Source organism: Paenibacillus hexagrammi, assembly GCF_021513275.1.
GTDB classification, from domain to species: Bacteria; Bacillota; Bacilli; order Paenibacillales; family NBRC-103111; genus Paenibacillus_E; species Paenibacillus_E hexagrammi.
This window is the reverse complement of the sequence record NZ_CP090978.1, coordinates 2234120-2258291: the sequence shown is the minus strand read 5'-3', so window position 1 is coordinate 2258291 and position 24172 is coordinate 2234120. Positions and strand designations below refer to the sequence as shown.

The window sequence follows — 24172 nt, the reverse complement described above, 5'->3', positions numbered from 1 at the left end:
GTTTACTTTCCTAGTCTAACAAAAATGTTCCATCGACTCAACTTTGCAAGTCTGCTACCTGCACTCGGTTCGGCGACAAAAGTTCGCTAACGGTCCCCAGCGTTAACCCTTTATTTTTGGCAATTTTAATCATGCCTTCGAGCGCTTCACTTGAAGAAGCAGTTGGATGCATCAAAACGAGAGTCCCAGGCTCTACATTTTTATTAAACCGTGAAAGAATGCGGTCTGCGCCTGGATTTTTCCAATCGATGGTATCGAAGGTCCATAAAATGGTTTTCAACTTATACTCAGCCGCCACCTGCACGGTTTCTTCTTTATAATAACCCGAGGGCGGAGCGAACAATTTGTTTTCTACACCCAGCTGTTTCAAGAGTGTTTCGGTTTTTCCGATCTCTTCGGTTGCCTTCGCCCTGCTGATATTTCGCATATCTTTATGGGAGTACGCATGGTTAGACAACTCGTGCCCTTCCTTTAAAATCTGCTTGGCCATATCAGCATGTTTACTAAGCCACATGCCATCCAGAAAGAAGGTAGCATGAACATTTTCTTTACGCAGAATGTCGAGCATTTTGACCAAATACTCGTCCCCCCAAGCAACGTTGATCATCAATGAAACCATCGGTTTCTTGGGATTACCTTTATAAATTGGAGTCGGTCCCAAATCTTCTAGCTGAATGCTTGGCGGCGTCTCCTTCATCACATATTGAATGTTACCGGGTACAATTCGATGCTGCGCCAGCTTAAACGTCTCTTCCACGTCCACTTCCAACCCATTATAGCCAGGTATAGCTTTCCATACTGGATCTACTTTGGCGTTGATCGGCGCTATCTTTCTATTTTCCGCCTCTTCTTGAATCGTTTCTAACAATCCAGGCTTTGCATCTGCGGAAAAGTTATGAGAATCCTGCGCCAGCGCAAACACCGGAACAGCCTTTTCCTGAATGTCAAAAGGTCCTACCGCTGCCCCGGATGTATAACTGGACTTCACAGCATCAACATAGGAACTTATACTCGGAATCGCTTGTATACCGATTGTGCTCAGCACGAAAAAAACCTCCAAGCACCAGCCATTTGGAATAGCGCATCTCATAGCCTCCTCTACTCTATGTCCTGATCTTATGCGAATAAGGACAAGATTAGAACACAGGAGGCCTTTGCTGCAGAATGCAAAAAAGAGACAGATTGAACTGGCTCTTTATCAGTCGAAGCTATGAAAGTGACCGCAAGTCACTCGGCTTTAAGTCTGAGCCGGGACTTGCGATGTTAATGTTGCTTTACGGGACAGGTTCACTCGGCCTTGCTGATCGATTTCCGTTACTTTCACAGTAATCTGATCGCCCACATTCACGACATCCTCAACTTTGGCTACCCGTTCTGTTGAGAGTTGCGAAATGTGTACAAGTCCTTCTTTGCCTGGCAGAATTTCAACGAATGCGCCGAATTTCTCCACGCGTTTTACTGTACCGAGATAGGTTTCTCCAACTACGACCTCGCGTACGATACCCTCGATAATGGATCGCGCTTTTTCGTTCATTTCTTGGTTCGACGAAGCAATGAATACGCGGCCATCCTGCTCGATATCGATTTTCACGCCGGTTTCTTCAATAATTTTATTGATGATTTTGCCGCCGGCACCGATAACATCACGGATTTTGTCAGGATTGATTTGCATCGTAATGATTTTTGGAGCATAAGGAGATAGTGATTTCTTAGGCTCATCGATGCGAGAAAGCATTTTATTGAGGATGTGCATACGACCCTCTTTAGCTTGTTCTAAGGATTGCTGCAAGATACTGCGATCGATCCCGTCGATTTTAATATCCATTTGAAGTGCTGTAACACCCTTGGCTGTTCCTGCCACCTTAAAGTCCATGTCGCCTAGATGGTCTTCCATACCTTGAATGTCGGACAAGATCGAGAAATGATCGCCGTCCTTGATCAGACCCATCGCAATACCTGCTACCGGTGCTTTAATCGGTACCCCAGCATCCATCAAGGCTAGCGTACTTGCGCAGATACTAGCTTGGGAGGTAGAACCGTTGGACTCAAGAACTTCCGATACAAGGCGAATCGTATATGGAAAATCAACTTCATTCGGAATGATAGGCTCAAGCGCTCTTTCACCTAAGGCGCCATGTCCGATTTCGCGGCGGCCCGGAGGACGAAGCGGTCTTGCTTCCCCAACGCTGAACGGCGGGAAATTATAGTGGTGCATGAATCGCTTAGTCTCGGTCAGATCCAAACCGTCAAGAATTTGAACATCGCCTAAAGCTCCTAACGTACAAATGCTTAATGCTTGCGTTTGTCCACGTGTGAACAGACCCGAGCCGTGTGTACGTGGAAGTAAGTTGATGTCGCACTCGATTGGGCGAATCTCTTCCAATTTACGGCCATCCGGTCTTACTTTATCATGTGTGATCAGTCGGCGGACTTCTTCCTTCACGATGTCATAGAGAGTTTCTTTCACATCATCCATGCTATCTGGAGTTTCTGCGTATAACTGACTGAAGTGTTCAACAGCCTCAGCATTGACAGCATCAATCGCCTCTTGACGAGCATGCTTTTCTGGAATCTTAATAGCTTCCACCAAGCGGGCTTTTGCAAAATCGCGAACAGCCTTGCTGACTTCAGTAGCTACAGCATGAAGCTTCACTTCCATCTTCGGTTTGCCAGCTTGCTCTGTCAGCTCTTCAATCACAGCTACGATTTTGCGAATCTCGTCGTGACCGAACATAATTGCTTCAAGCATGACTTCCTCAGGAACTTCGTTCGCACCTGCTTCAACCATCATAATTGCGTCTTTTGTACCTGCAACTGTTAGATGAATATCGCTTTTCTCAGCTTGCTCCGTCGTTGGATTAATGACGAATTGTCCATCAACACGTCCGACGATTACGCCGCCGATCGGTCCATTAAATGGAACATCGGAAATGCTTAAAGCGGCAGATGTACCAATCATCGCTGCGATCTCTGGAGAACACTCTTGATCCACGCTCATCACGATGGACACGATCTGCACATCATTCCGGAAGCCTTCCGGGAATAACGGACGAATTGGACGGTCTGTCAAACGGCTGGCAAGAATCGCTTTTTCGCTTGGACGACCTTCTCTCTTAATGAATCCGCCTGGAATTTTACCTACGGAGTATAATCTTTCTTCATAGTTTACGGTTAACGGAAAGAAATCCAAGTCTTTCGGCTCACTGGAAGCCGTAACCGTACACAGCACGACTGTATCGCCATATCGGGCGGTAACAGCGGCGTTGGCCTGCTTAGCGAGTCGGCCCGTTTCCAAAATAAACGGTCTGCCGCCGAGGTCCATTTGTACCCTTTTTTCCATAGTATCCTCCTTCAAGGTTGTAGAACTTTCACAGAAAGGTATGTACCAAAAGTTACCTAAAGGCATGCGTCAATGTGTATTTCTGCATAGCCCCTAGTATTTCCTTCTTTTGCCCGTTTTAAAATACAAGAAAAAGCAACCTGTTTGCTGCTCTTGTCAAAAGCTCTTAGCGAGCCCGGCCAAGATGCAACAGGTTGCTTCTCATTGTCGGTTTTATCGACGCAAGCCAAGCTTTTCAATCAAAGCACTGTAACGGCTCACATCTTTGTTCTTCAGGTATGTCAGCAGCTTACGGCGTTGTCCAACCATTTTAAGCAAACCACGGCGGGAGTGGTGATCTTTCTTGTGAGTCCGCAAGTGATTTGTCAGGTTGACAATGTTTTCCGTAAGGATAGCTACTTGCACTTCTGGAGAACCCGTGTCGGTATCATGTACCTTGTGAGTTTGAATCAGTTGTGTCTTACGCTCTTGAGTTAATGCCATCCTTGTTCACCTCCAATTTCTTCAAAAGTATCCCCAGCAGCCCAGAGTACGCCGGTGATAGCGTGAGTCCAAGCTACGGTTAGCGTCTAATGTATTCACACACTACTAGACAACGTTGATCAGTATATCATAGGAACTAGGCAGAAGTAAATGCCTGGATTATAAAATAGTAGACAATCGATCCTTCGATGTTTCGGCGTCCTGCTTGATCTGTTCCACCAATTCCTCAATCGAAGCAAACTTGCGTTCAGGACGTAAGAAGGAAACTAACTCTACCCTAACAGTTTCACCATAGATGTCATCCGAGAAGTCGAACAAATGAGCTTCGAACGTGGTTTTCAATTCACCTGTTTCAAAAGTGGGCTTCACCCCAATATTCATAACCCCTTTGTAGTATTTCCCATTTACATGCGCTTTAATCGCATAGACACCATTTTTAGGAACAACATACAGTTCGTGAGGTTCAATATTTGCAGTAGGAAAACCGATGGTACGGCCTCTCTTATGCCCATCGACAACCTTGCCGCTGATTGAATAGCATCGCCCTAACAGCTTGCTCACTTCATCGATATCCCCTTGCTGCAATGCCTCACGGATGGAAGTACTGCTTACCTTTTCACCATGCATGATGTAGGGTCTCACGACTTCAACAGAGAACTTGCCGTGGCTCAATTCACAAAGAGTATCAGGATTACCGCATCCTTGATAGCCAAATGTAAAATCAAAGCCGCATACGATGCTCTCTACTCCAAGCAATTCCAGCACATCATCCACGAACTGCTGTGGAGACAAATGCATAAGTGAATCGTCAAAGGTCACAATGTAAACATGATTGACACCAAGGGAAGCCAGAATCTCCATCTTGCGATGTATCGGCGTCAACAGATGTTCATACTTGTGCTGCCCCATGACCGACCGAGGATGAGGATGAAAGGTCATAACAGAAGCTGGCAAATCAAGCCGTTTAGCGGTTTGAATGGCTCGTCCGATCACTTCCTGGTGACCGAGGTGAACTCCATCAAAATCGCCGATTGCCACTACTTGTTTTCCTACGTACATGGGGCTTGAATGAAGATCAATCGGATATGAGAGCGGAATTATTTTCATATAATATAAAACTCACCTACCTATTTAAGCCAATCCGAAACGATGATGAACCGGATCTATACAAACACTTTGGAAGGAACAAGGCACTGCGTGCTGGAATGCCATTCAAACAAACCTAAAAACCGCTCTTCAGGAGAGTATGCTCGAAGCAGCGTCTCAGAGGCAGCACCTTCCAATACTCGTTCCGGTTGCACAGAGATCCGCTTCCCTTGCAGAGCATGCTCCGATTCTCTGGCAGTAAGCCGCACAGCAGGCAGATGTCCAATAGATTGATCCATAGGGATAAGCTTGCTCTGAAGAGTGCCTTCTTCCTTCAATTGTGCCATCTGTTCGAGTGTAACGCATTGCTCCCTACGAATATTTCCCGTTGAAGTTCGAATTAAGCTTTTCATAACAGAGGGATATCCTAATGCTTTGCCGATATCTACACATAATGTCCGGATGTAGGTACCCTTGGAGCAGCGAACACGAAGATGAATCTCCGGCTTGTCGCTTTGCATATTCATTGTCAATACGTCAATCTCATGAATGGTCACTTTACGAGATTTACGCTCTACTTCCTTACCTTCCCGCGCCAGCTCGTAAAGACGTTTTCCTTCCACCTTGACAGCCGAATACATAGGGGGCACTTGATCAATCTCACCGATGAATGTACCGATAGTTTGCAGAACTTGATCTTCATCAAGTCGAACATTCTCAGCTTGTTCCGTAACGGTCCCTGTCATATCTTCCGTATCGGTAGAAAGACCAATCACTAGCACAGCTTCATACTCTTTAGGGAGCTCTTGAATAAACTCCACCATGCGGGTAGCTCGTCCTAAACATAATGGCAGTACGCCGGTAACCTGGGGGTCCAGCGTACCCGTATGGCCGATCCGTTTCATACCTAAAATTCGTCTAGCTTTGGCTACAACATCATGGGAAGTATAGCCTTCCGGCTTCCAAACAGGTAAAACACCTTCATACATCATGACAGTTCTTTCCCTACTTCCTCCACCATTCTCGCTATCGCTTCATCCAAAGTGCCGTATATCGTACAACCAGAAGCACGGACGTGTCCACCGCCTCCTAAACTTTGCGCGACACGAGCTACATCCACTTTGCCTGCAGAACGGAGACTTACTTTAATCGTACCCGCATCTTTCTCCTTGAACAACATGCCGACTTCAACGCCCTCGACATTGCGTGGATAGTTGACCAAGCCGTCCAGATCGTCGCTCGAAGCTCCAGTAGCAGCAAGATCTTCGAGCGAGACAGCCAACCATGCCAATTTGCGGTCATACGCAAAGGATAACGTGGAAAGAGCCTTCTGAAGCAATACGATTTGCGAGAAGGTTAGCCGTTCGAGAACCTCTTCTGCAATGTCGGAGCCCTTCACTCCTAGTGCTAATAGGTTGGCGCCTATCTGCATCACTTCGGGTGAAGTGCTTGAATACCGGAAGCCTCCCGTATCTGTTAGCAAGCCTGTATAGATACATTCTCCGAATTCCTTGGTAGGCTTCAAATCCATATGTATGGCAAGATCGTACAAAATTTGAACGGTCGCCGCTGCGTCATGCTTAATCAGATGATATGTACCGAACCTGTCGTTCGTCGGATGGTGGTCAATGTTGAGCAGTTCCACTTGTTCATCAAAAAGAGTGCTGATCTTACCCATTCTGGAAAAATCAGCACAATCCACGCTTATGATCGTTTGAAATTTGCGGTTTACTGTATCTTTGCTGAAATCCTTGACCTGTTCGCTTCCCCATAGAAAAGAAAACTTAGAGGGCATAGGGCCCTCGTTCATCATTGTGAAAGTTTTCCCAAGCTGTTGAAGCATCCAACCGGTCACATAAGTAGAGCTGGCAGCATCCCCATCCGGTTGGATATGGGATACCACCAGGAAATCATCATGCTGCTCGATAAACTTCGCGGCTGCTTCCAGCTGCTGCATGTATACGGGTGCATGGTTCATTCCACTCTTCATAGTTCTGGATTTCCTTCTCTATTAAGTTGATGCAGCAGGTTGTCGATCCGGCTTCCATAATCAATGGAGCTATCAAACTTGAACTGAAGATCAGGAATTTTACGCAAGCGAATTCGTTTCCCTAGCTCGGAACGGATATATCCAGTTCCGGAAGCCAGCGCTTTAAGCGTAGCTTCCTTCTGTTCATCTGTACCCATAACGCTAAGAAATACGCGAGCTAAAGAAAGATCATTCGTTACGTCAACGCCTGTCACAGTAAGAAACCCGATTCGAGGATCCTTTAATTCAGACTGAATGATTTGGCTAAGCTCTTTCTTGATCTGTTCGCCTACTCGACCTACACGTACTCTGGCCATCTGTTATCACCTCTCAACAGTTTCCATGATAAAGGCTTCAATAATGTCCCCATCTTTAATATCGTGATAACGCTCCAGAGATATACCACATTCGTAACCTTGGGCTACTTCTTTTACATCGTCTTTGAAACGTTTCAGGGAATCAATCTTGCCTTCATGCACGACAATACCGCTGCGGATCAAGCGTACTTGCGCATTTCGAGTAATTTTACCTGAAATGATCATACAACCAGCAATAGCTCCAACACCTGTGATCTTAAAGACGTTACGGACTTCAGCTTGACCAAGTGTGTTCTCTTTGAAGATCGGATCCAGCATACCTTTCATCGCTTGCTCGATTTCCTCAATTACGTTGTAAATGATGTTGTGCATGCGAATATCAACTTTTTCCTGATCCGCTGTTGCCTTAGCGGCCGGCTCAGGACGTACGTTGAAACCGATAATAATCGCGTTGGATGCGGAGGCCAAAATAATATCGGATTCGGTAATGGCGCCGACACCGTTATGCAGAATTTTCACGCGAGCGCCTTCGACTTCGATCTTCTCCAAAGAGCTTTTGAGTGCTTCTACAGAACCTTGAACGTCCCCTTTGATGATGACATTCAAATCTTTGATTTCGCCCTCTTTGATATGCTTGAACAGGTCATCCAACGTAACACGGGAGTTCGCTGTCATTTCAGATTGACGAAGTGTTGTTGCACGGCGCTCCGCGATATCTCTAGCTTTGCGTTCGTCCTCATACGCTAAGAATGGATCCCCGGCTTGCGGCACTTCGGTCAAACCAGTAATCTCTACCGGAGTAGAAGGACCCGCTTCTTTCAAACGTTTACCTTTGTCGTTCACCATAGCTCTTACACGACCGAAGCATACACCGGCAACGAAGCTGTCTCCAACCTTAAGTGTACCGTGTTGAATCAGGATACGGGCAACAGGTCCGCGGCCTTTATCAAGTTCGGCTTCAATAACCGTACCTCTCGCACGTTTATTCGGATTCGCTTTGTATTCTTGAACCTCAGCTACAAGAAGAATCATTTCAAGCAAATTCTCCAAGCCAATGCGCTGCTTAGCTGAGATTTCGCAGAAGATCGTATCTCCGCCCCATTCTTCCGGTACAAGTTCAAACGCTGTAAGAGCCTGTTTAATTTGATCCGGATTTGCGCCTTCTTTATCAATTTTGTTAACCGCTACGATAATCGGGCAACCAGCAGCTTTAGCATGGTTGATGGCTTCCACGGTTTGTGGCATCACACCGTCATCTGCAGCAACAACGATAATGGTAATGTCAGTTACCTGAGCACCGCGGGCACGCATCGTAGTAAACGCTTCGTGACCTGGTGTATCCAGGAACGTAATTTTCTTGTGATTCACTTCAACCTGGTACGCACCGATATGCTGTGTGATACCGCCGGCTTCGCCTTCGGTTACGTTTGTTTTGCGGATGGCATCAAGCAAGGTCGTTTTACCATGGTCAACGTGCCCCATGATCGTCACAACTGGCGGACGTTCTAGAAGATCAGCTTCATCATCCACTTCTTCGAAGGTTTCAAAGCGGTCTTCTTCCACTTTAATCTTGATTTCAACCTCGACACCGAACTCACCAGCGATTAACTGAATCGCATCCAAATCCAGCTCTTGGTTGATGGTAGCCATAATACCCAGGAACAAAAGCTTCTTAATAACCTCAGAAGCATCTTTATGCAGCAGCTTCGCTGTCTCACCCACGGTCATATTGCCGCGAACGATGATTTTCTTAGGTGTATTGTCAATCTTCTCTTTCTTGACTGTCTCTTGCTGATAACGGCCTCGTTGATTACCGCGCTGATTTCCACGTTGATTGTTGCGGTAATTTCCGCCTGGACCGCGGTTACTGCCCGGTTTATTATCATCAAAGCGCTTCGCAGTTGGCTTCGTTTTCTTCGTTGTCTTCACGCCTGCCTTCGCTGCAGCTTCATCTAGTTCTGCGGCTGTTGCGCCTACATGAAATTGCGGCGTAGCTTCCTGAATAACAGGTCTACCGCTTTGATTGTGGCGGTTGTCGAATTGACGATTCGGACGTCCATTCGTACTGCGGTTTTGACTGCTTTGGCTGCGGTTTCCTGAAGATCCTTGGCCGCTAGAAGCACCCGTGCTGCCTGATTGATTAGGACGGGAAGCGGAGTTCGAATACCCGCCGCTCGGACGATTAGAGCCGCCTTGACCTTGACCTTGACCCTGGCCTTGACCATTTGAACGGTTATTAAAGTTACCTCCGCCAGAGCGATTCTGAGAACCGCCGGAACGCTGCTCCCCATTACGTGGGCCTTGTCCTTGATAACCGGAACGTTGGCCTTGATTGGAGCCGCCTTGGCGTTGGTCGCGCTGAGGTTGAGCGGGACGGCTCGCTACGTACTGGCCGTCCGAGCGTCTGGAAGAGTTCCCTGAATTCCCTTGTGTGGAGTTAGCTGCTTGTGCAGAGGCATTCGAAGCCGTTTCCTTATTGGATGGCTGCGATGCCGCAGATGTAGTTACTGGCTTTTCGGCATTTTTATGTTCTGGTGCAGGATTCTGCCCAGCATTTTTCTGATTTGTCGTCGTTGAGATCACATTTCCTCCGTCCGTGACTGCTCGCTTGGCAGCCGCATTGGCTTTAATATCGCGAAAAAATCGTTCTACACTATCCACCGCTTCGTTTTCCATCACACTCATGTGATTGTTCACGGGAATATTTAATCGTTTGAGAATCGTAATAATTTCTTTGCTGCTCATGTTGAGCGATTTGGCATATTCGTAAACGCGAAGTTTATCCTTATTATCTTGTTTATTAGTCAATACTCTTCACCTCCGCAGTATTTACCTGACACTTCAACAGCATCTGTGCGAAGCCTCCGTCTAGTACGCCCAGGATCACGCGCATTTCTTTGCCGATACTGTTCCCAAGTTCTTCTTTGCTGCCCATGGAAATGAGCTTGACATTGTAAAATTGGCATTTATCCTGAAATTTTTTAAGCGTATTAGCGGAAGCGTCCTCTGCGATGATTACCAGCTTGGCTTCTCCGGAACGAATGGCTTTCATAACCCCTTCATCTCCGGTAACCAGCTTGCCTGCCCGCATGGCCAATCCAAGTTGGGATAAAAATTTATTCTTCATCGTCCGTCATCTCCTCTTTCGAAGAGATAAACTCATCTTCAACGCGGATAAAATCCTGCTCCAGCTGATCATAAATCTCAGCGCTTACTGTATGCTTCAACGCACGATCGAACGCTCGGCTTTTCTTCGCCAACTTGAAACAAGATACTTTCCCGCACAAGTAAGCGCCGCGCCCTGACTTCTTGCCCTTCAGATCGATTAAGATTTCATCTTCCGGCGTCTTGACGACACGAATCAGTTCTCTCTTCGGCATCATTTCTTGACATGCAACACATTTTCTCAGAGGGACTTTTCTCTGCTTCATACCTTTGTCACCCCTTGGTTCTACAACTTACTTCCGGAAAACCAACAAAATTTAGTCGATGCTCACAGAATCCTGATGCATTTCTTCTGTATAGGTCTTCGGTCTGCCGAATTCCTGCTCAGCTTGCGACTCACTCTTGATATCGATTTTCCACCCTGTCAATTTTGCCGCTAGGCGTGCATTCTGGCCCTTGATACCGATAGCCAGCGACAGCTGATAGTCCGGCACAATCACGCGAGCCATTTTTTCAGCTTCATGAACCTGTACTTCAAGAACCTTGGATGGGCTAAGCGCATTTGCAACATATTCCTCTACGTTTTCCATCCAACGCACAATGTCAATTTTTTCGCCGCGCAGCTCGCTGACGATCGTTTGAACGCGCATCCCTTTAGGACCGACGCAGGAACCAACCGGATCTACCTCGTCATTACGGGAATGAACGGCAATCTTGAGCGGAAGCCCGCTTCGCGTGCTACGGATCGAATTTCCACAACTCCGTCGAAAATTTCCGGAACTTCTAACTCGAACAAACGTTTGAGTAGACCCGGATGAGTTCTCGACAAGATAATTTGTGGCCCTTTGGTCGTGTTCTCGACCTTGGTGATATAAGCCTTAATGCGATCACTCTGCTTGAACTTGTCAGTAGGCATGAGCTCAGTAAGCGGCAGCACTGCCTCTACCTTCCCAAGATCTACATAAATGTTGCGTTGATCCTGACGCTGCAAGATGCCCGTAACGATATCTTCCTCTTTGTCGATAAACGCATTGTAGATCAATCCGCGCTCGGCTTCACGAATTCTTTGTGTCACCACCTGCTTGGCTGTCTGAGCGGCAATCCGTCCGAAATCCCGAGGCGTCACTTCAATTTCAACGATATCATCGAGCTGATAATTCGGATTAATTTCACGAGCGGCGTGCAGAGAGATTTCCATTCTCGGATCCAGCACTTCTTCTGTTACGGTTTTGCGGGCGTAGACTTTAATTAAGCCGGTTTGGCGGTTAATATCCACGCGCACGTTTTGCGCCGTATTAAAATTACGCTTATAGCTTGAAATCATCGCTGCCTCAATCGCGTCGATCAACAAATCCTTAGAGATGCCTTTCTCACGTTCAATTTCAGACAGCGCTTCGATAAAATCCATATTCATTTGAACCGAGTTCCCCCTTTCAATAAATGACAATTAGAAAACAATAGCCAGCCTAGCGCTAGCGATTTTTGCAAGAGGAATCGTGAACTTCTTCTTGCCGGTTTCAACTACCAGCTGTTCGGCATCGTATGACTGCAAAAGTCCTTCAAATTCTTTGGCGCCGTCAATGTGCTCATAGGTAGTGATAAAGACATTGCTGCCAATCGCTTTCTGAAAGTCCTGAGGCTTTTTGAGCGGTCGTTCTGCGCCTGGCGACGAAACTTCCAAGAAATAAGCTTCCGAGATCGGATCCTTCTCATCAAGCTTCCCGCTTAAAAATTCGCTGATCCGGCCGCAGTCATCTATATCAATGCCGCCCTCTTTGTCTGCATAGACACGAAGGAACCAGTTGCTGCCCTCTTTGACGTATTCAATATCCACGAGTTCAAATCCATTTTGCTCGATGTACTCTTTCAGCATGTCTTCAACGACGGATTTGATGTGCGCTTGCGTTACCACGGATCGATATACCCTCCTAAGAATGAACTTCCTGCTTCAATCAGCTCGAAAAGTTCTATATCAAAAATGTAAAGAGTGGGTTTCCCCACTCTTTAATCACAAGATGATATCCTCATTATTGCCAAGAAAAATTATACCATAACCTATAATGGCTTACAATAGCAAGATTGTTAATGATTTTAGCTTGACAGTTAGAATAAGGACAGCTGATTCGACTCGGGCAATCCGCGGAAACAACCCATTGAAGCGAGCAGTTCAACGATTGTCTTGGAAGCTTTGGACCTGTTTTGGAAATCCTCAATGGATAGGAAATCCCCTTGTTCCTTGGCCGCTGCAATATTTTTTGCCGCATTCTCACCGATCCCCGGCATAGCCGCAAAAGGAGGGATAAGCGAGGTCCCGTCGATCAAAAATTTCGTAGCATCGGAGCGGTACAAATCAATCGGCTTGAAGCTAAATCCGCGCGCCGTCATTTCTAGGGCCATCTCCAGAATTGAAACCATCGCTTTTTCCTTAGGCTGCGCTTGGAAGCCTTTCTCTTCAATCTCGATCAGACGCTTTAAGATGACATCATAGCCTTGGCATAGCACATCCAGTTCAAAGTCGGAAGCCCGAACGCTGAAGTAAGTGGCGTAGTAGGCAAGCGGATGATACACCTTGAAGAATGCGGTACGAACCGCGGAGATGACGTAAGCAGCAGCATGCGCTTTAGGGAACATGTATTCGATCCGTTCGCAGGATTCGATATACCAGGCAGGCACGTTGCAGCGCTTCATCTCTTCCTTCCACTCATCCGTAAGACCTTTACCTTTACGGACGCTTTCAGTTATTTTAAACGCCAGTCCGGCATCCATCCCGGCTTTGTAAATCAAATAAAGCATAATATCGTCTCGGCAGCCGATAACAGTTTTAATATTACAAATGCCTTTCTTGATCAGCTCTTGGGCATTACCAAGCCAAACGCCCGTTCCATGGGAAAGACCGGATATCTGCAGTAGATCGGCAAACGAGCTGGGCTGCGTCTCCTGAAGCATTTGACGGACGAACTTGGTTCCCATCTCCGGCACTCCGAATGTAGCTACAGGAGAGCGGATTTGCTCCGGCGTAACGCCTAGCGCCTCCGTAGAGTTAAAGATGCTCATAGCCTTCGGATCGTTCATCGGAATCGTGGTTGGATCAACTCCAGTTAAATCCTGCAGCATTCTCATCATCGTCGGGTCGTCATGCCCTAGTATATCGAGCTTAAGCAGATTCGCGTCAAAAGCATGGTAGTCGAAGTGAGTGGTTTTCCATTCTGCATTGACATCATCCGCCGGGTACTGGACAGGAGTAATGTCATCAACTTCCATATAGTCGGGTACAACGACAATCCCGCCTGGATGCTGGCCTGTGCTTCGTTTAACCCCTGTACATCCAGCGGCCAACCTATTCAACTCCGCACCGCGCCACTTGTGCCCGTATTCTTCCTCATATTTTTTCACGAAGCCAAAGGCTGTCTTCTCGGCAACGGTACCAATCGTACCCGCCCGGAACACACTTCGCTCGCCGAACAATACCTTCGTATAGTTATGCGCAACTGGCTGATACTCCCCGGAGAAGTTCAAGTCGATATCGGGAACCTTATCCCCTTTAAAGCCTAGGAACGTCTCAAACGGGATATCGTGCCCGTCGCCTCTCATATTCGTGCCGCAATGCGGACATAATTTATCAGGCAGGTCAAATCCGGAAGGAACGCTGCCGTCTAGGAACCACTCGCTCTGCCTGCAGTTTTTACAGACGTAGTGAGGCGGCAGCGGGTTCACCTCGGAAATACCGAGCATCATTGCAACGACGGAGGAGCCTACGGATCCCCTGGAACCTACGAGGTACCCGTCCGCATTGGACTTCTTCACCAAACGTTCCGAAATCAAATAGTTCGCAGAGAAACCGTATTTGATAATCGGAACAAGCTCTTTTTCCAAACGGGCTACAACGACTTCCGGCAGTTCCTCACCATATATCGTCTTGGCCGTCTCATAGCAGGTATTGCGGATTTCATCATCCGCCCCTTCAATAATCGGTGTAAAGAGCTTATCTGGGAACAGTTGAATTTCTTCAAATTGGTCTGCTAGATCGTTCGTATTGCGAACAACAACTTCATGCGCCTTCTCTGGGCCAAGGAACGCAAATTCCTTCAGCATTTCTTTCGTCGTTCGGAAGTGCGCGTCAGGCTTCTTCATATCCTTGAGCGGACTGAATCCGGTAATCCCAAATATCGTGATGTCCCTGCACAGCTTTTCTCTGGGATGCAAATAATGCACATTACCGGTGGCAATGACGGGCTTGCCTAGCTTGGCGCCGATCTCACAGATGCGTCTGACTGCATTCTCCAAATCTTCCTTGCTGCCAACCAGCCCTTTGTCCACTAAATGCATATTGTAACTGACTGGCTGAATCTCCAGAACATCGTAAAATTCCGCGACCTGTTCCGCTTCTTCAAGCGATTTATTTAGAACCGACTCAAAAAATTCGCCCTTCTCACAGCCGGATATCACCAAAAGACCGTCTCTCATCTCGACGAGCTTGCTCTTAGGAATACAAGCAACTCTATGAAAATACTGCGTATGTGACATTGAGATTAGTTTAAACAAATTTTTCTTCCCGGTCGCGTTGAGCGCGTAAATGCAGCAGTGAAATGGACGCTGATTTCGGAGGTCTTGACCAACACTGTCATTCAATCGATTCAGATTCGTAATGTTTCTTTCATAAGACTCATTAATTAAATGAAACAATACATATCCAAGTGCGACTGCATCGTCAACAGCTCTATGATGGCTCTCCAGACTAACTTTGAACTTATCCGTCAATGTGTTGAGACGGTGATTCTTCATGGTAGGGAACAAGAAGCGTGCAAGCTCCAAGGTGTCCAATACTGGATTAGGCAGCTCAGGCAGGTTCATTCTTCTCAGGTTGGCTTGGATGAAGCCCATATCAAATCTAGCGTTATGCGCTACTAGAATTGCGTCACCGACGAATTGAACGAACAGCGGAAGCTGCTCCTCAAGTTCAGGAGCGTCCTTCACCATATCATCGTTAATATTGGTCAATTGCTGAATATTGTAAGGTATTTTCTCGTGCGGATTAATAAAGGTTGCAAAGCGATCGATCTCCTTGCCGTCCTGCATCTTGACACCCGCAAGCTCAATAATCTTATTATTCGTTACTGATAGTCCGGTAGTCTCGATATCAAATACAACATAAGTGCCTTGCTTTAAATCGATATCTTGCGGATTCATCACAATCGGCACGGAATCATTGACCACATTGGCTTCAAGTCCATACATGACCTTAATACCGTGCTTCTTGGCCGCCTTCCTGCTTCAGGAAAGCATTGAATATTGCTGTGATCCGTGATGGCGATCGCTTTATGTCCCCATTTTGCTGCCATCTTGATATATTGATCTACCGGCGTCAACGCATCCATTGTACTCATTGACGTATGCAGATGAAACTCAACACGCTTCTCTTCGGCATCATCCACACGATCCTTAGGAGGCATGACTTCATTGATATCATTAGGAATCATAACTAGCTCAGGGATTTGCATAAACCGGTCGTATTCCACTTTGCCTCGCGCACGAATCCATGTACCGTTAGACAACAGGCTGAGGATTTTCACATCATCCTTTGTCTTTGCAAAAACTTTCATCGACATGGAATCTGAAAAATCCGTCAAATTGAAGGTGAATAACGTATTTCCGTTTCGCAGTTCCTTGACATCGAGACCGAACACGGTACCTTGCACGGTAATTTTCTTTTCCTCTTCAACGATGTCCTTTAGAGGTGTCGGCACTTCTTTAATATCGTAACCGATCATCAATTTTAGATCTGCTTCCGGCAGTGAAGAGACCTCTTCTTCCTGCTCGCTCGACGTGATCATTTCTTGTGTAACGGTTTTTTCTTCTTGTTCAATCAGCTTGGCAAACTTCTCTTTTTCCGCTTCAATATCGCTTGAATCCCCCAAGCCGTACTTCACGTTAAAATCCGTTTGAAAGTAGTTGAGAAAAAATTTCTGACGAACAAATCAACATTTTTCTTCTTGGCAAGTTCAAGTCCAATTTGATCGAGCAGAACAACTGTAAGCTGATTCCCCTGAACATCATATTTGGCCTTACTCATCCATCCGTTCACCGTAACTGCCTCTCTTTGCAGCCAATCGATAAATAAGCTCCAATATTCGGCAACAAGAGCAGCTGGTTCTGCTTTCTCGAATCGCCATATGAAACGAACCTTTGCAAGATGGGAAAACTTATCTTGAATCATTTTACTAAAAGATCGGTATATGTTCTGAGGCAGCAGCTCGTCTTTGACCAAATAAAAGGTCCAATCCCGGTTCTTGCGGCTAATCTCTACCTGCTCTATATACCCTTCCGCAAAAAAACGAACGAACGACATCGGCCGGAATCTCTGCTTGCTGCATCAAGAGCTCAAAGCGATTCCTTTTATCAGCCTGGTTACTCATGAACATCCTCCCCAAGAAAATACGAAGGGCAAAGGAGATGTAGCATTCCGTTTGCCCTTTAATTTGATTTTAATAGCTTCTTCCGAATACGACCGTATGCTTTGCCGACTCTCCGCACACAAGACATGTATGCTTCGTTTCGGACGGCGAGAATGGAATGTTACGGCTTGTTGCACCCGTTTCATCTTTCACCTGCGCCTCACATGCATTGGAACCGCACCATCCTGCAAGGGCAAACCCTCTCTTACCTTCCAGGAATGTTTTAAATTCATCTAGTGTATCGACAGCAATGTAATGCTCATCGCGGAACTGCTTCGCTTTATCATACATCTGCTGATGAATCTCGGCAAGGAGATTTTGCACTTCCTGCACAAAATTCTCCTGGGCTACCGTTTTCTTCTCGCCGCTTACACGGCTTACAAGAACAACCTGCCCATTCTCCATATCACGAGGACCCAATTCCACACGAATTGGAACACCTCTCATCTCGTACTCATTGAATTTCCAGCCAGGACTCTGATCAGCTCGGTCATCGACCTTCACACGTACGCCCGCTTTTTTCAAGTCTGCATAAAGCTCGTCTACTTTAGCAATTACCTGCTCCCTTGTTTTTGGAGGTCCGATCGGAATCATCACAACTTGAGTTGGAGCTACTTTAGGGGGAAGCACAAGACCTCTGTCATCGCCATGCACCATGATCAAAGCACCAATCAAACGGGTGCTGACCCCCCAAGATGTCGTGTGGGCGAATTGATGTTGATTTTCACGGTCAAGGAACTTGATATCAAACGCTACGGCAAAATTAGTGCCCAGGTAGTGGGAAGTTCCGGCTTGAACCGCTTTGCCGTCTTTCATCATCGCTTCGATCGAGAACGTGTCTACGGCACCCGCAAACTTCTCCGAAGGTGTTTTTTGACCGACAATGACCGGAATGGCCAGGAAGTTTTCAGCAAAATCACGGTATACTTCCAGCATCTGCATGGTTTCACGGCGCGCATCCTGCTCATCTTCATGAGCTGTATGGCCTTCCTGCCATAAAAACTCGCTCGTGCGCAGGAACGGCTGCGTTCTTTTCTCCCAGCGAACAACGTTAGCCCATTGGTTAATCAGAAGAGGCAGATCTCGATAAGAATTAATCCATTCCGAATACATATGCCCAATCATTGTTTCGGACGTAGGACGAATTGCCAGTCGTTCCTCCAGCTTCTCTCCACCTGCTTCCGTTACCCAAGGCAGCTCAGGATTGAAGCCTTCCACATGCTCTTTTTCTTTTGGAAAAAGCTTTCAGGAATAAAGAGAGGGAAATATGCGTTACGATGACCCGTCTCTTTAAAACGTGCATCCAGCTCACGCTGAATATTTTCCCAAATTTCATATCCATCCGGCTTGAATACGATACAGCCCCGTACAGGGAGTAGCTCATCAAATCCGCTTTCTTAATGACATCTATGTACCAGCGGGAGAAATCTTCTCCCTGTGGAGTAATTTCTTTTACAAACTGCTTATCGTTCGACATATTCTCCTCCTAAGACTTTTCCGTCAGAAAACGTAACTGTTACCCTTTCATCAACCGTAAGATATCATTATACGTTACTGCGACCATTAAAAGCATCAGTAAAGCAAACCCAATAAAATGCACCATACTCTCCCGGTTAGGGTCGATTGGTTTACCTCGCAAAGCCTCCAAGCCCATAAACAAGAGCCGGCTCCCGTCCAATGCAGGGATTGGCAGCAAATTGAAGATTCCCAGATATAAGCTTAATGTTGCAGCCCATGAGATTAAGTAGCTCATGCCCAATCTAGCAAATTCAGCTGAGACTTGTGCGGTTCGTACGGGACCTCCCAGGTCGTCAAGCTTAAATTGCAGCATGACCAGCTTCTGCAAGCCAGTTACGATACCAATGGTTGTACCTACCACTTGCTCATACGTACCTGTAATGACCTCGCTAAAAGTAGCATTCCGACGATCTCCTGAAATCACGACACCAAGTTTTCCTGTACCTTCCTCCATCTCGGGTGTAACTTCAAGGGTAAGCGGACTACCACTTCTGTTGACTATCCATGTCATCGGCTTGCCTGCTGATTGCTGAATGGCTGATACCAGCTTCTCTCTATCATCCCCGATAGGTTGATTATCGATGGAGATGACTACATCTCCACTCTTGAGTCCAGCTTTCTCTCCTGCTTTGCCTGCTACCACCGAATCAAGCTTCACATTTGTATACACACCAAGCATGATCACTAAAATCAGAAAGAGGAATATCGCTAGAACAAAGTTCATTACCGGCCCCATAACGATGGCTAAAGCTCTCTGACCTACCGTCTTGCTTCCGAATTGTCTGTCGATTGGCGCAATTTGCGTTTCCGTACCTTTTGCTACAATCATCGCTTTGGGATGAATCGGATAGGTAGCCTGTTCACCATCAACATCGATAGTGAGACTTAGTTTATGTTCCAGGTCGATTTTGTCCACAACACCAAGTATCACATTAGAACGACGGTCCAACTGATCTGCGTACAGCGTGGAAACTTGCTCTTGCTTATTTAAAGAGATGGCAATGGTCTGTCCCGGGTTAATTTGAACGATTTCAGGATCCTCTCCCGCCATTCGAACGAATCCGCCTATCGGCAGAATACGAAGGGTGTAACGGGTTTCCCCTTTCTTATAGGAGAAGAGCTTCGGTCCAAACCCGATCGCAAATTCTCTAACCAATATCCCTGCTCGCTTGGCAAAATAAAAGTGTCCCCATTCATGTATCGTCACCAGAACAAAAAATAACAAAATCACTTTCAATCCAACTTCAATCGCTGACAAGTCGTACCTTCCTCCTTTGAGCCTTCCGCTAAGATAGCTTGCATCGTGTGCATGAACGAAGTCCCATTCAGAATAGTTACCGTCGTAACCGTAGAGATTCCACGGATATTTCGTCATGGTCTGATGACAATTTACGTAACCTGTGCAAACAGCTGTATATAGAACACTTGTGTTCTAAGAGTACCATTACTGAACATGAGAATACAAGCTGTACCTACTTGCACAGTATACGACAAAAGAGGATGGTTTAGACTCTGTTACCTATTCAAAAAAAGAGCTTTGCCATAAGTAAATGACTTAGCTCCTTATGTTAAAATTGCATGGCCGCGGCAATCTTTCTTGCCCATGCGTCCTGCTCGTAAATCACTTCAAGCTGAGGATTCTGAGTGTTGTCATGCTGTGCTAACGTTTCTTCGATCACTTGTTCGATTTGCAGAAACGTAATCTCACCGCGCAGGAACCTTGCAACTGCTACTTCATTCGCCGCATTGAACACAGTCGTTGCAGTTCCGCCTTGCTTGCCGCTTTCATAAGCCATTCTTAGGCACGGGTAACGTTCGAAATCCATCTCACGGAAATGAAGCTTTCCGATTGCTGCTAAGTCAAGCCGCTTGGTTGGCGTAGCATAACGATTTGGATAGGTAAGCGCATATTGAATAGGAACTCGCATGTCAGGGTTACCTAGCTGCGCAATCACACTGTTGTCAACGAACTCTAAATACGAGTGAATGACACTTTCAGGATGGACCAGTACATCAATTTGAGTATAGTCAAGTCCAAACAACCAGTGGGCTTCGATCACTTCCAAGCCTTTGTTCACCATCGTTGCCGAATCAATCGTGATCTTCGATCCCATCGACCAATTCGGATGCTGCAGTGCCTGTTCAACCGTAACACCTGCAAGCTCCGCCCGTGATTTATCACGAAATGAGCCGCCTGATGCCGTTAAGGTGATCTTGGATACTTCTTTCACGCTTTCGCCATTCAAGCACTGAAAAATCGCCGAATGCTCACTGTCAATTGGCAGCAAGCTCACTCCTTTGCGCTTGGCGGCTTCTGTAACAATATGACCTGCACTCACCAAAGTCTCTTTATTGGCTAGACCGATGTGTTTTCCCGCTTCAATCGCAGCAAGAGTAGGCTTAAGGCCCTGACTTCCAACAAGAGCCGTTACCAAAAGCTCTGCATCCGTTGACGCCGCTACTTCGTGCAGACCTTCATCACCATACAGCACTTTAGTTCCTGTTGGAACTTGAGAACGAATTTCATCTGCGATATGCTTTTCTGCAACCGACACCAGCTTTGGGCGAAACCGATTCGCCTGCTCAATTAGCAAGCTGCTGTTATAGCCTCCCGATATAGCTTCCACTGTAAAAATTTCCGGGGCATGTGCAACGATGTCCAAGGTCTGCGTGCCGATTGACCCCGTTGATCCTAGTATCGCAAGTCGTTTTGTCATAATCCACCTCGTAAATGGCTAAAATTGCGGAAGGATTGCAAGAAGCTGTATAAATGGGAATACAATCAACCAGCTATCTGTGCGGTCCAGTACACCACCGTGACCTGGCAGCAGTGCTCCAGTATCTTTAATTCCTTTTACACGTTTATAAGCAGATTGAATCAAGTCTCCAATTTGTCCTACGACCGCGATCACGAGTCCAAGGTATATCGCCTTTGTATAGCTAAGGAGCGATGGAGCATACCATGCAAACACAAGGGCGGCAACAATCGAGATTACAATGCCTCCTACTGAGCCTTCTATGGATTTCTTCGGACTGATTTGGGGCCAAAGAGGATGCTTCCCTATCATGGAACCAACGAAATAGGCACCTGAGTCTGATGCCCAGATGCACACAAAGACCAGAACTGTCCAAAATAAACCATTCTCCGGCAAACGAGTTGTAATCATATAATGGAACCCGAGCCCGATATAAACTGCGCCAAGTAAAATAATCGATACCTGATCGATTGTAATCGAATTTTTGGAAGCAACCGTAATAAAAAGGAGGACAAACATGGCGAGCCATATCACAGCGGTGTAGCGGATCTCAAAGTCGATATGAAGCATACTCCAAGGGAAGGCAAGGAGCAGCATAGCGACTAAACCGCATAAAGAGGAGATTGTAAATTTGCTGTAACCGTTCATTTGTATATACTCACGGTAGCCGATTACCGAGAGAAGAAGAATGAGTCCGGTGTACCAATAACCGCCGAGCACTAATAAGGTGATGAATACAAGTCCGGCTGCGACTCCTGTGATGATTCTCTGCTTCAAAATTATTCCTCCTACGAGTATCGCTAAGCAAGACATTTACTCTACGTGATTAAACTCCGCCGTACCTTCTCCCCCGGCGTTGATATTCAGCGACAGCTTGTAAAAACAATGCTTCTGTAAACTCCGGCCAATATGCTTCCGTAAACCATAGCTCAGAATAGGCTAATTGCCATAATAAAAAATTACTGAGCCGCAGCTCCCCACTTGTTCGAATCAATAGGTCAGGATCCGGTAAATCGGACGTTAGCATATATTGAGAAAACCGGTCTTCATCGATTTCGTCAGGATTCAGCTTTCCGCTTTGTACATCACGAATCATGTCTTGAACACCAGCAATCATTTCCTTACGGCCACCATAGTTCAAGGCAAAGTTAAGGATTAATCCGGTATTATTCTTTGTCCGCTCGATCGCATCTTCAATCGCGCTCAGCGTATAGTCCGGCAACCCTTCCTTCCAACCAGTCATGCGGATTTGAACGTTATTCTCAATTAGCTCTTTAATCTCCAAAGGAAAAAATTCTTGAGGCAGCTTCATTAGAAACTCTACCTCTTCTTTTGGTCTTTTCCAATTTTCAGTAGAAAATGCGTACATGGTGAGTACTTTTAACGCCGATGTCATTAGCAGACATCGTAATTTTCTTTACATTCTTCATACCGGAATGATGGCCGGCTACCCGCGGCAAGCCTCGTTTTTTTGCCCAACGCCCGTTACCGTCCATTATGATTGCAACATGAGCCGGAACATTGTCCGGATCTATACTTGGAAAATCCTGATTGGATTGACCCTGCGGAGTGCTTCCCAGCCATTTTTTTATCGGTTTGAGCATTGTAGTTCCCCCATTAAAGGAAAGATGAAAAACCCCCAGCGAATACCCCGGGGCTAGCTCTATGCTACACTTCCATGATTTCTTTTTCTTTAGCTGCCAACACTTTATCCACTTCAGCCACAAACTTGTCCGTAAACTTTTGAATATCTTCTTGATGCTTGCGGGACTCATCTTCCGAGATCCCAGCTTTTTCTAGTTTTTTGATTTCATCATTGGCGTCGCGTCGAATGTTCCGGATGGCAACCTTCGCTTCTTCGCCATATTTCTTTGTCATTTTCACCAATTCCGCACGACGTTCTTCGGTAAGTGCAGGAATGACGATTCGGATGACTGTTCCGTCATTGGTTGGAGTTAGTCCCAGATCGGATTTCATAATCGCTTTCTCAATCGCACCCATCGAGCTCTTATCCCACGGTTGAATCACTAAGGACCGTGAATCCGGAGTTGTTAAATTAGCCAGTTGATTAACAGGAGTCATAGCTCCGTAGTATTCAACCTGGATACGATCAAGCAGAGAAGGAGTAGCTCGGCCCGCACGAAGCGATGACAAGTCTCTTTTCAAAGCGCCAATTGCTTTTTCCATACGCTCTTCGGCATTCTTTTTTATCGTTTGTGGCATAGTTATACACTTCCTTTAACTGTAGTCCCGATTTTTTCGCCAAGGACAACGCGTTTAATGTTCCCTTTTTCCGTAATCGAAAACACCACCAGCGGGATGTTGTTATCCATACAGAGGAGGAAGCCGTTGAATCCATGACGCCCAAATTTTTACTAATGACTTCCAAGTAAGTCAAAGTTTCGAACTTTTTCGCAGAAGGATCTTTAAACGGATCCGCAGAATAAACGCCATCCACTTTATTCTTAGCCATGAGAATTACTTCTGCTTCAATTTCAGCGGCACGAAGCGCAGCAGTCGTATCTGTTGAGAAGTAAGGGTTACCGGTTCCTGCTGCAAATATGACTACTCTTCCCTTTTCCAAATGGCGCATAGCTCTTCTTCTTATGTATGGTTCTGCAACTTGCTGCATGGTGATGGAGGATTGTACGCGGGTAGGCACTCCCATAGTTTCAAGAGCATCCTGAAGGGCTAATGAATTCATGACAGTTGCCAGCATGCCCATGTAATCCGCAGTTGCTCGGTCCATTCCTTTTTCACTGCCTGCAATGCCTCTCCAAATATTGCCGCCGCCTACAACGATGGCAACCTCTACTTTTAAATCAATAACTTCCTTCACCTGATGTGCGATGGAGGTGATGACTTCAGCGTCAATGCCATACCCCTGCTGTCCAGCTAAAGCTTCCCCGCTTAATTTTAAAACGATTCTCTTATAATAAGGTTGCTCCAACTCGTAATACCTCCGTTTCAATAGGTGAACGCGTGCCGATAAATTTCGCTAAAAAAGAAGGAACACCATGTGTTCC

At 46.3% G+C, this 24172-nt stretch carries 16 protein-coding genes and 4 pseudogenes; all 20 read right to left on the bottom strand.

Going from position 1 to position 24172, the window contains the following annotated elements; genetic code table 11:
• Positions 1-37: 37 nt before the first annotated feature.
• Entirely contained in the window at positions 38-1045 is a 1008-nt protein-coding gene (locus L0M14_RS09930; RefSeq protein ID WP_235121954.1) for a polysaccharide deacetylase family protein, read from the bottom strand.
• 192 nt (positions 1046-1237) lie between these two features.
• Positions 1238-3340, bottom strand: coding sequence for a polyribonucleotide nucleotidyltransferase (gene pnp, locus L0M14_RS09925; protein WP_235121953.1), 2103 nt, complete (start codon positions 3338-3340; stop codon positions 1238-1240).
• A gap of 213 nt (positions 3341-3553) precedes the next feature.
• A complete protein-coding gene (gene rpsO / locus L0M14_RS09920) occupies positions 3554-3823 on the bottom strand; it encodes a 30S ribosomal protein S15 (RefSeq protein WP_235121952.1) in 270 nt (89 codons plus the stop codon).
• Positions 3824-3982: 159 nt separating this feature from the next.
• On the bottom strand, positions 3983-4930 hold the full coding sequence (locus L0M14_RS09915; protein ID WP_235121951.1) for a bifunctional riboflavin kinase/FAD synthetase: 948 nt from the start codon (positions 4928-4930) through the stop codon (positions 3983-3985).
• Between the two features lie 56 nt (positions 4931-4986).
• A complete protein-coding gene (gene truB, locus L0M14_RS09910; protein WP_235121950.1) occupies positions 4987-5901 on the bottom strand; it encodes a tRNA pseudouridine(55) synthase TruB in 915 nt (304 codons plus the stop codon).
• Complete coding sequence (locus L0M14_RS09905) at positions 5898-6899, bottom strand: DHH family phosphoesterase (RefSeq protein WP_235121949.1); 1002 nt, start codon at positions 6897-6899, stop codon at positions 5898-5900. Before L0M14_RS09905 ends, truB begins: the two co-directional genes overlap by 4 nt.
• Positions 6896-7255 (bottom strand): 30S ribosome-binding factor RbfA, encoded by a 360-nt coding sequence (gene rbfA / locus L0M14_RS09900; protein ID WP_235121948.1) that lies wholly within the window; start codon positions 7253-7255, stop codon positions 6896-6898. The genes L0M14_RS09905 and rbfA overlap by 4 nt, the downstream gene beginning before the upstream one ends.
• A 6-nt stretch (positions 7256-7261) precedes the next feature.
• Positions 7262-10063 (bottom strand): translation initiation factor IF-2, encoded by a 2802-nt coding sequence (gene infB / locus L0M14_RS09895; protein WP_235121947.1) that lies wholly within the window; start codon positions 10061-10063, stop codon positions 7262-7264.
• Positions 10056-10382: a L7Ae/L30e/S12e/Gadd45 family ribosomal protein gene (locus L0M14_RS09890; protein WP_235121946.1), complete on the bottom strand. Its 327-nt coding sequence runs from the start codon at positions 10380-10382 to the stop codon at positions 10056-10058. The genes infB and L0M14_RS09890 overlap by 8 nt, the downstream gene beginning before the upstream one ends.
• Positions 10372-10686 (bottom strand): RNase P modulator RnpM, encoded by a 315-nt coding sequence (gene rnpM / locus L0M14_RS09885; RefSeq protein ID WP_235121945.1) that lies wholly within the window; start codon positions 10684-10686, stop codon positions 10372-10374. Before rnpM ends, L0M14_RS09890 begins: the two co-directional genes overlap by 11 nt.
• Before the next feature lie 51 nt (positions 10687-10737).
• Positions 10738-11834 (bottom strand): annotated as a pseudogene (gene nusA / locus L0M14_RS09880) (transcription termination factor NusA).
• A 33-nt stretch (positions 11835-11867) separates the two neighbouring features.
• Positions 11868-12293: a ribosome maturation factor RimP gene (rimP, locus tag L0M14_RS09875; protein ID WP_235122866.1), complete on the bottom strand. Its 426-nt coding sequence runs from the start codon at positions 12291-12293 to the stop codon at positions 11868-11870.
• 230 nt (positions 12294-12523) lie between these two features.
• Positions 12524-16833, bottom strand: a pseudogene (locus tag L0M14_RS09870) (PolC-type DNA polymerase III).
• 69 nt (positions 16834-16902) lie between these two features.
• A pseudogene (proS, locus tag L0M14_RS09865) lies at positions 16903-18349 on the bottom strand (proline--tRNA ligase).
• Positions 18350-18388: 39 nt separating this feature from the next.
• The gene (rseP, locus tag L0M14_RS09860) at positions 18389-19648 is read right to left on the bottom strand and encodes an RIP metalloprotease RseP (protein ID WP_235121944.1); all 1260 of its coding nucleotides are present in this window, start codon (positions 19646-19648) and stop codon (positions 18389-18391) included.
• Between the two features lie 310 nt (positions 19649-19958).
• Entirely contained in the window at positions 19959-21107 is a 1149-nt protein-coding gene (locus tag L0M14_RS09855) for a 1-deoxy-D-xylulose-5-phosphate reductoisomerase (protein WP_235121943.1), read from the bottom strand.
• An 18-nt stretch (positions 21108-21125) separates the two neighbouring features.
• Positions 21126-21923 carry a phosphatidate cytidylyltransferase gene (locus L0M14_RS09850; protein WP_235121942.1) on the bottom strand — a complete coding sequence of 266 codons (798 nt, stop codon included), beginning with the start codon at positions 21921-21923 and terminating at the stop codon, positions 21126-21128.
• Positions 21924-21972: 49 nt separating this feature from the next.
• A pseudogene (locus L0M14_RS09845) lies at positions 21973-22750 on the bottom strand (isoprenyl transferase).
• Positions 22751-22814: 64 nt separating this feature from the next.
• Positions 22815-23369: a ribosome recycling factor gene (gene frr, locus L0M14_RS09840; RefSeq protein ID WP_235121941.1), complete on the bottom strand. Its 555-nt coding sequence runs from the start codon at positions 23367-23369 to the stop codon at positions 22815-22817.
• Complete coding sequence (gene pyrH / locus L0M14_RS09835) at positions 23257-24096, bottom strand: UMP kinase (protein WP_235121940.1); 840 nt, start codon at positions 24094-24096, stop codon at positions 23257-23259. Before pyrH ends, frr begins: the two co-directional genes overlap by 113 nt.
• Between the last annotated feature and the right edge of the window lie 76 nt (positions 24097-24172).

Excerpts from the sequence above, each read along its gene's own strand:
- pnp (WP_235121953.1), bottom strand. The coding sequence starts at position 3,340 with ATGGAAAAAAGGGTACAAATGGACCTCGGCGGCAGACCGTTTATTTTG.
- rpsO (WP_235121952.1), bottom strand. The coding sequence starts at position 3,823 with ATGGCATTAACTCAAGAGCGTAAGACACAACTGATTCAAACTCACAAG.
- L0M14_RS09915 (WP_235121951.1), bottom strand. The coding sequence starts at position 4,930 with ATGAAAATAATTCCGCTCTCATATCCGATTGATCTTCATTCAAGCCCC.
- truB (WP_235121950.1), bottom strand. The coding sequence starts at position 5,901 with ATGATGTATGAAGGTGTTTTACCTGTTTGGAAGCCGGAAGGCTATACT.
- L0M14_RS09905 (WP_235121949.1), bottom strand. The coding sequence starts at position 6,899 with ATGAAGAGTGGAATGAACCATGCACCCGTATACATGCAGCAGCTGGAA.
- rbfA (WP_235121948.1), bottom strand. The coding sequence starts at position 7,255 with ATGGCCAGAGTACGTGTAGGTCGAGTAGGCGAACAGATCAAGAAAGAG.
- L0M14_RS09890 (WP_235121946.1), bottom strand. The coding sequence starts at position 10,382 with ATGAAGAATAAATTTTTATCCCAACTTGGATTGGCCATGCGGGCAGGC.
- rnpM (WP_235121945.1), bottom strand. The coding sequence starts at position 10,686 with ATGAAGCAGAGAAAAGTCCCTCTGAGAAAATGTGTTGCATGTCAAGAA.
- rimP (WP_235122866.1), bottom strand. The coding sequence starts at position 12,293 with ATGCTGAAAGAGTACATCGAGCAAAATGGATTTGAACTCGTGGATATT.
- L0M14_RS09855 (WP_235121943.1), bottom strand. The coding sequence starts at position 21,107 with ATGACAAAACGACTTGCGATACTAGGATCAACGGGGTCAATCGGCACG.
- frr (WP_235121941.1), bottom strand. The coding sequence starts at position 23,369 with ATGCCACAAACGATAAAAAAGAATGCCGAAGAGCGTATGGAAAAAGCA.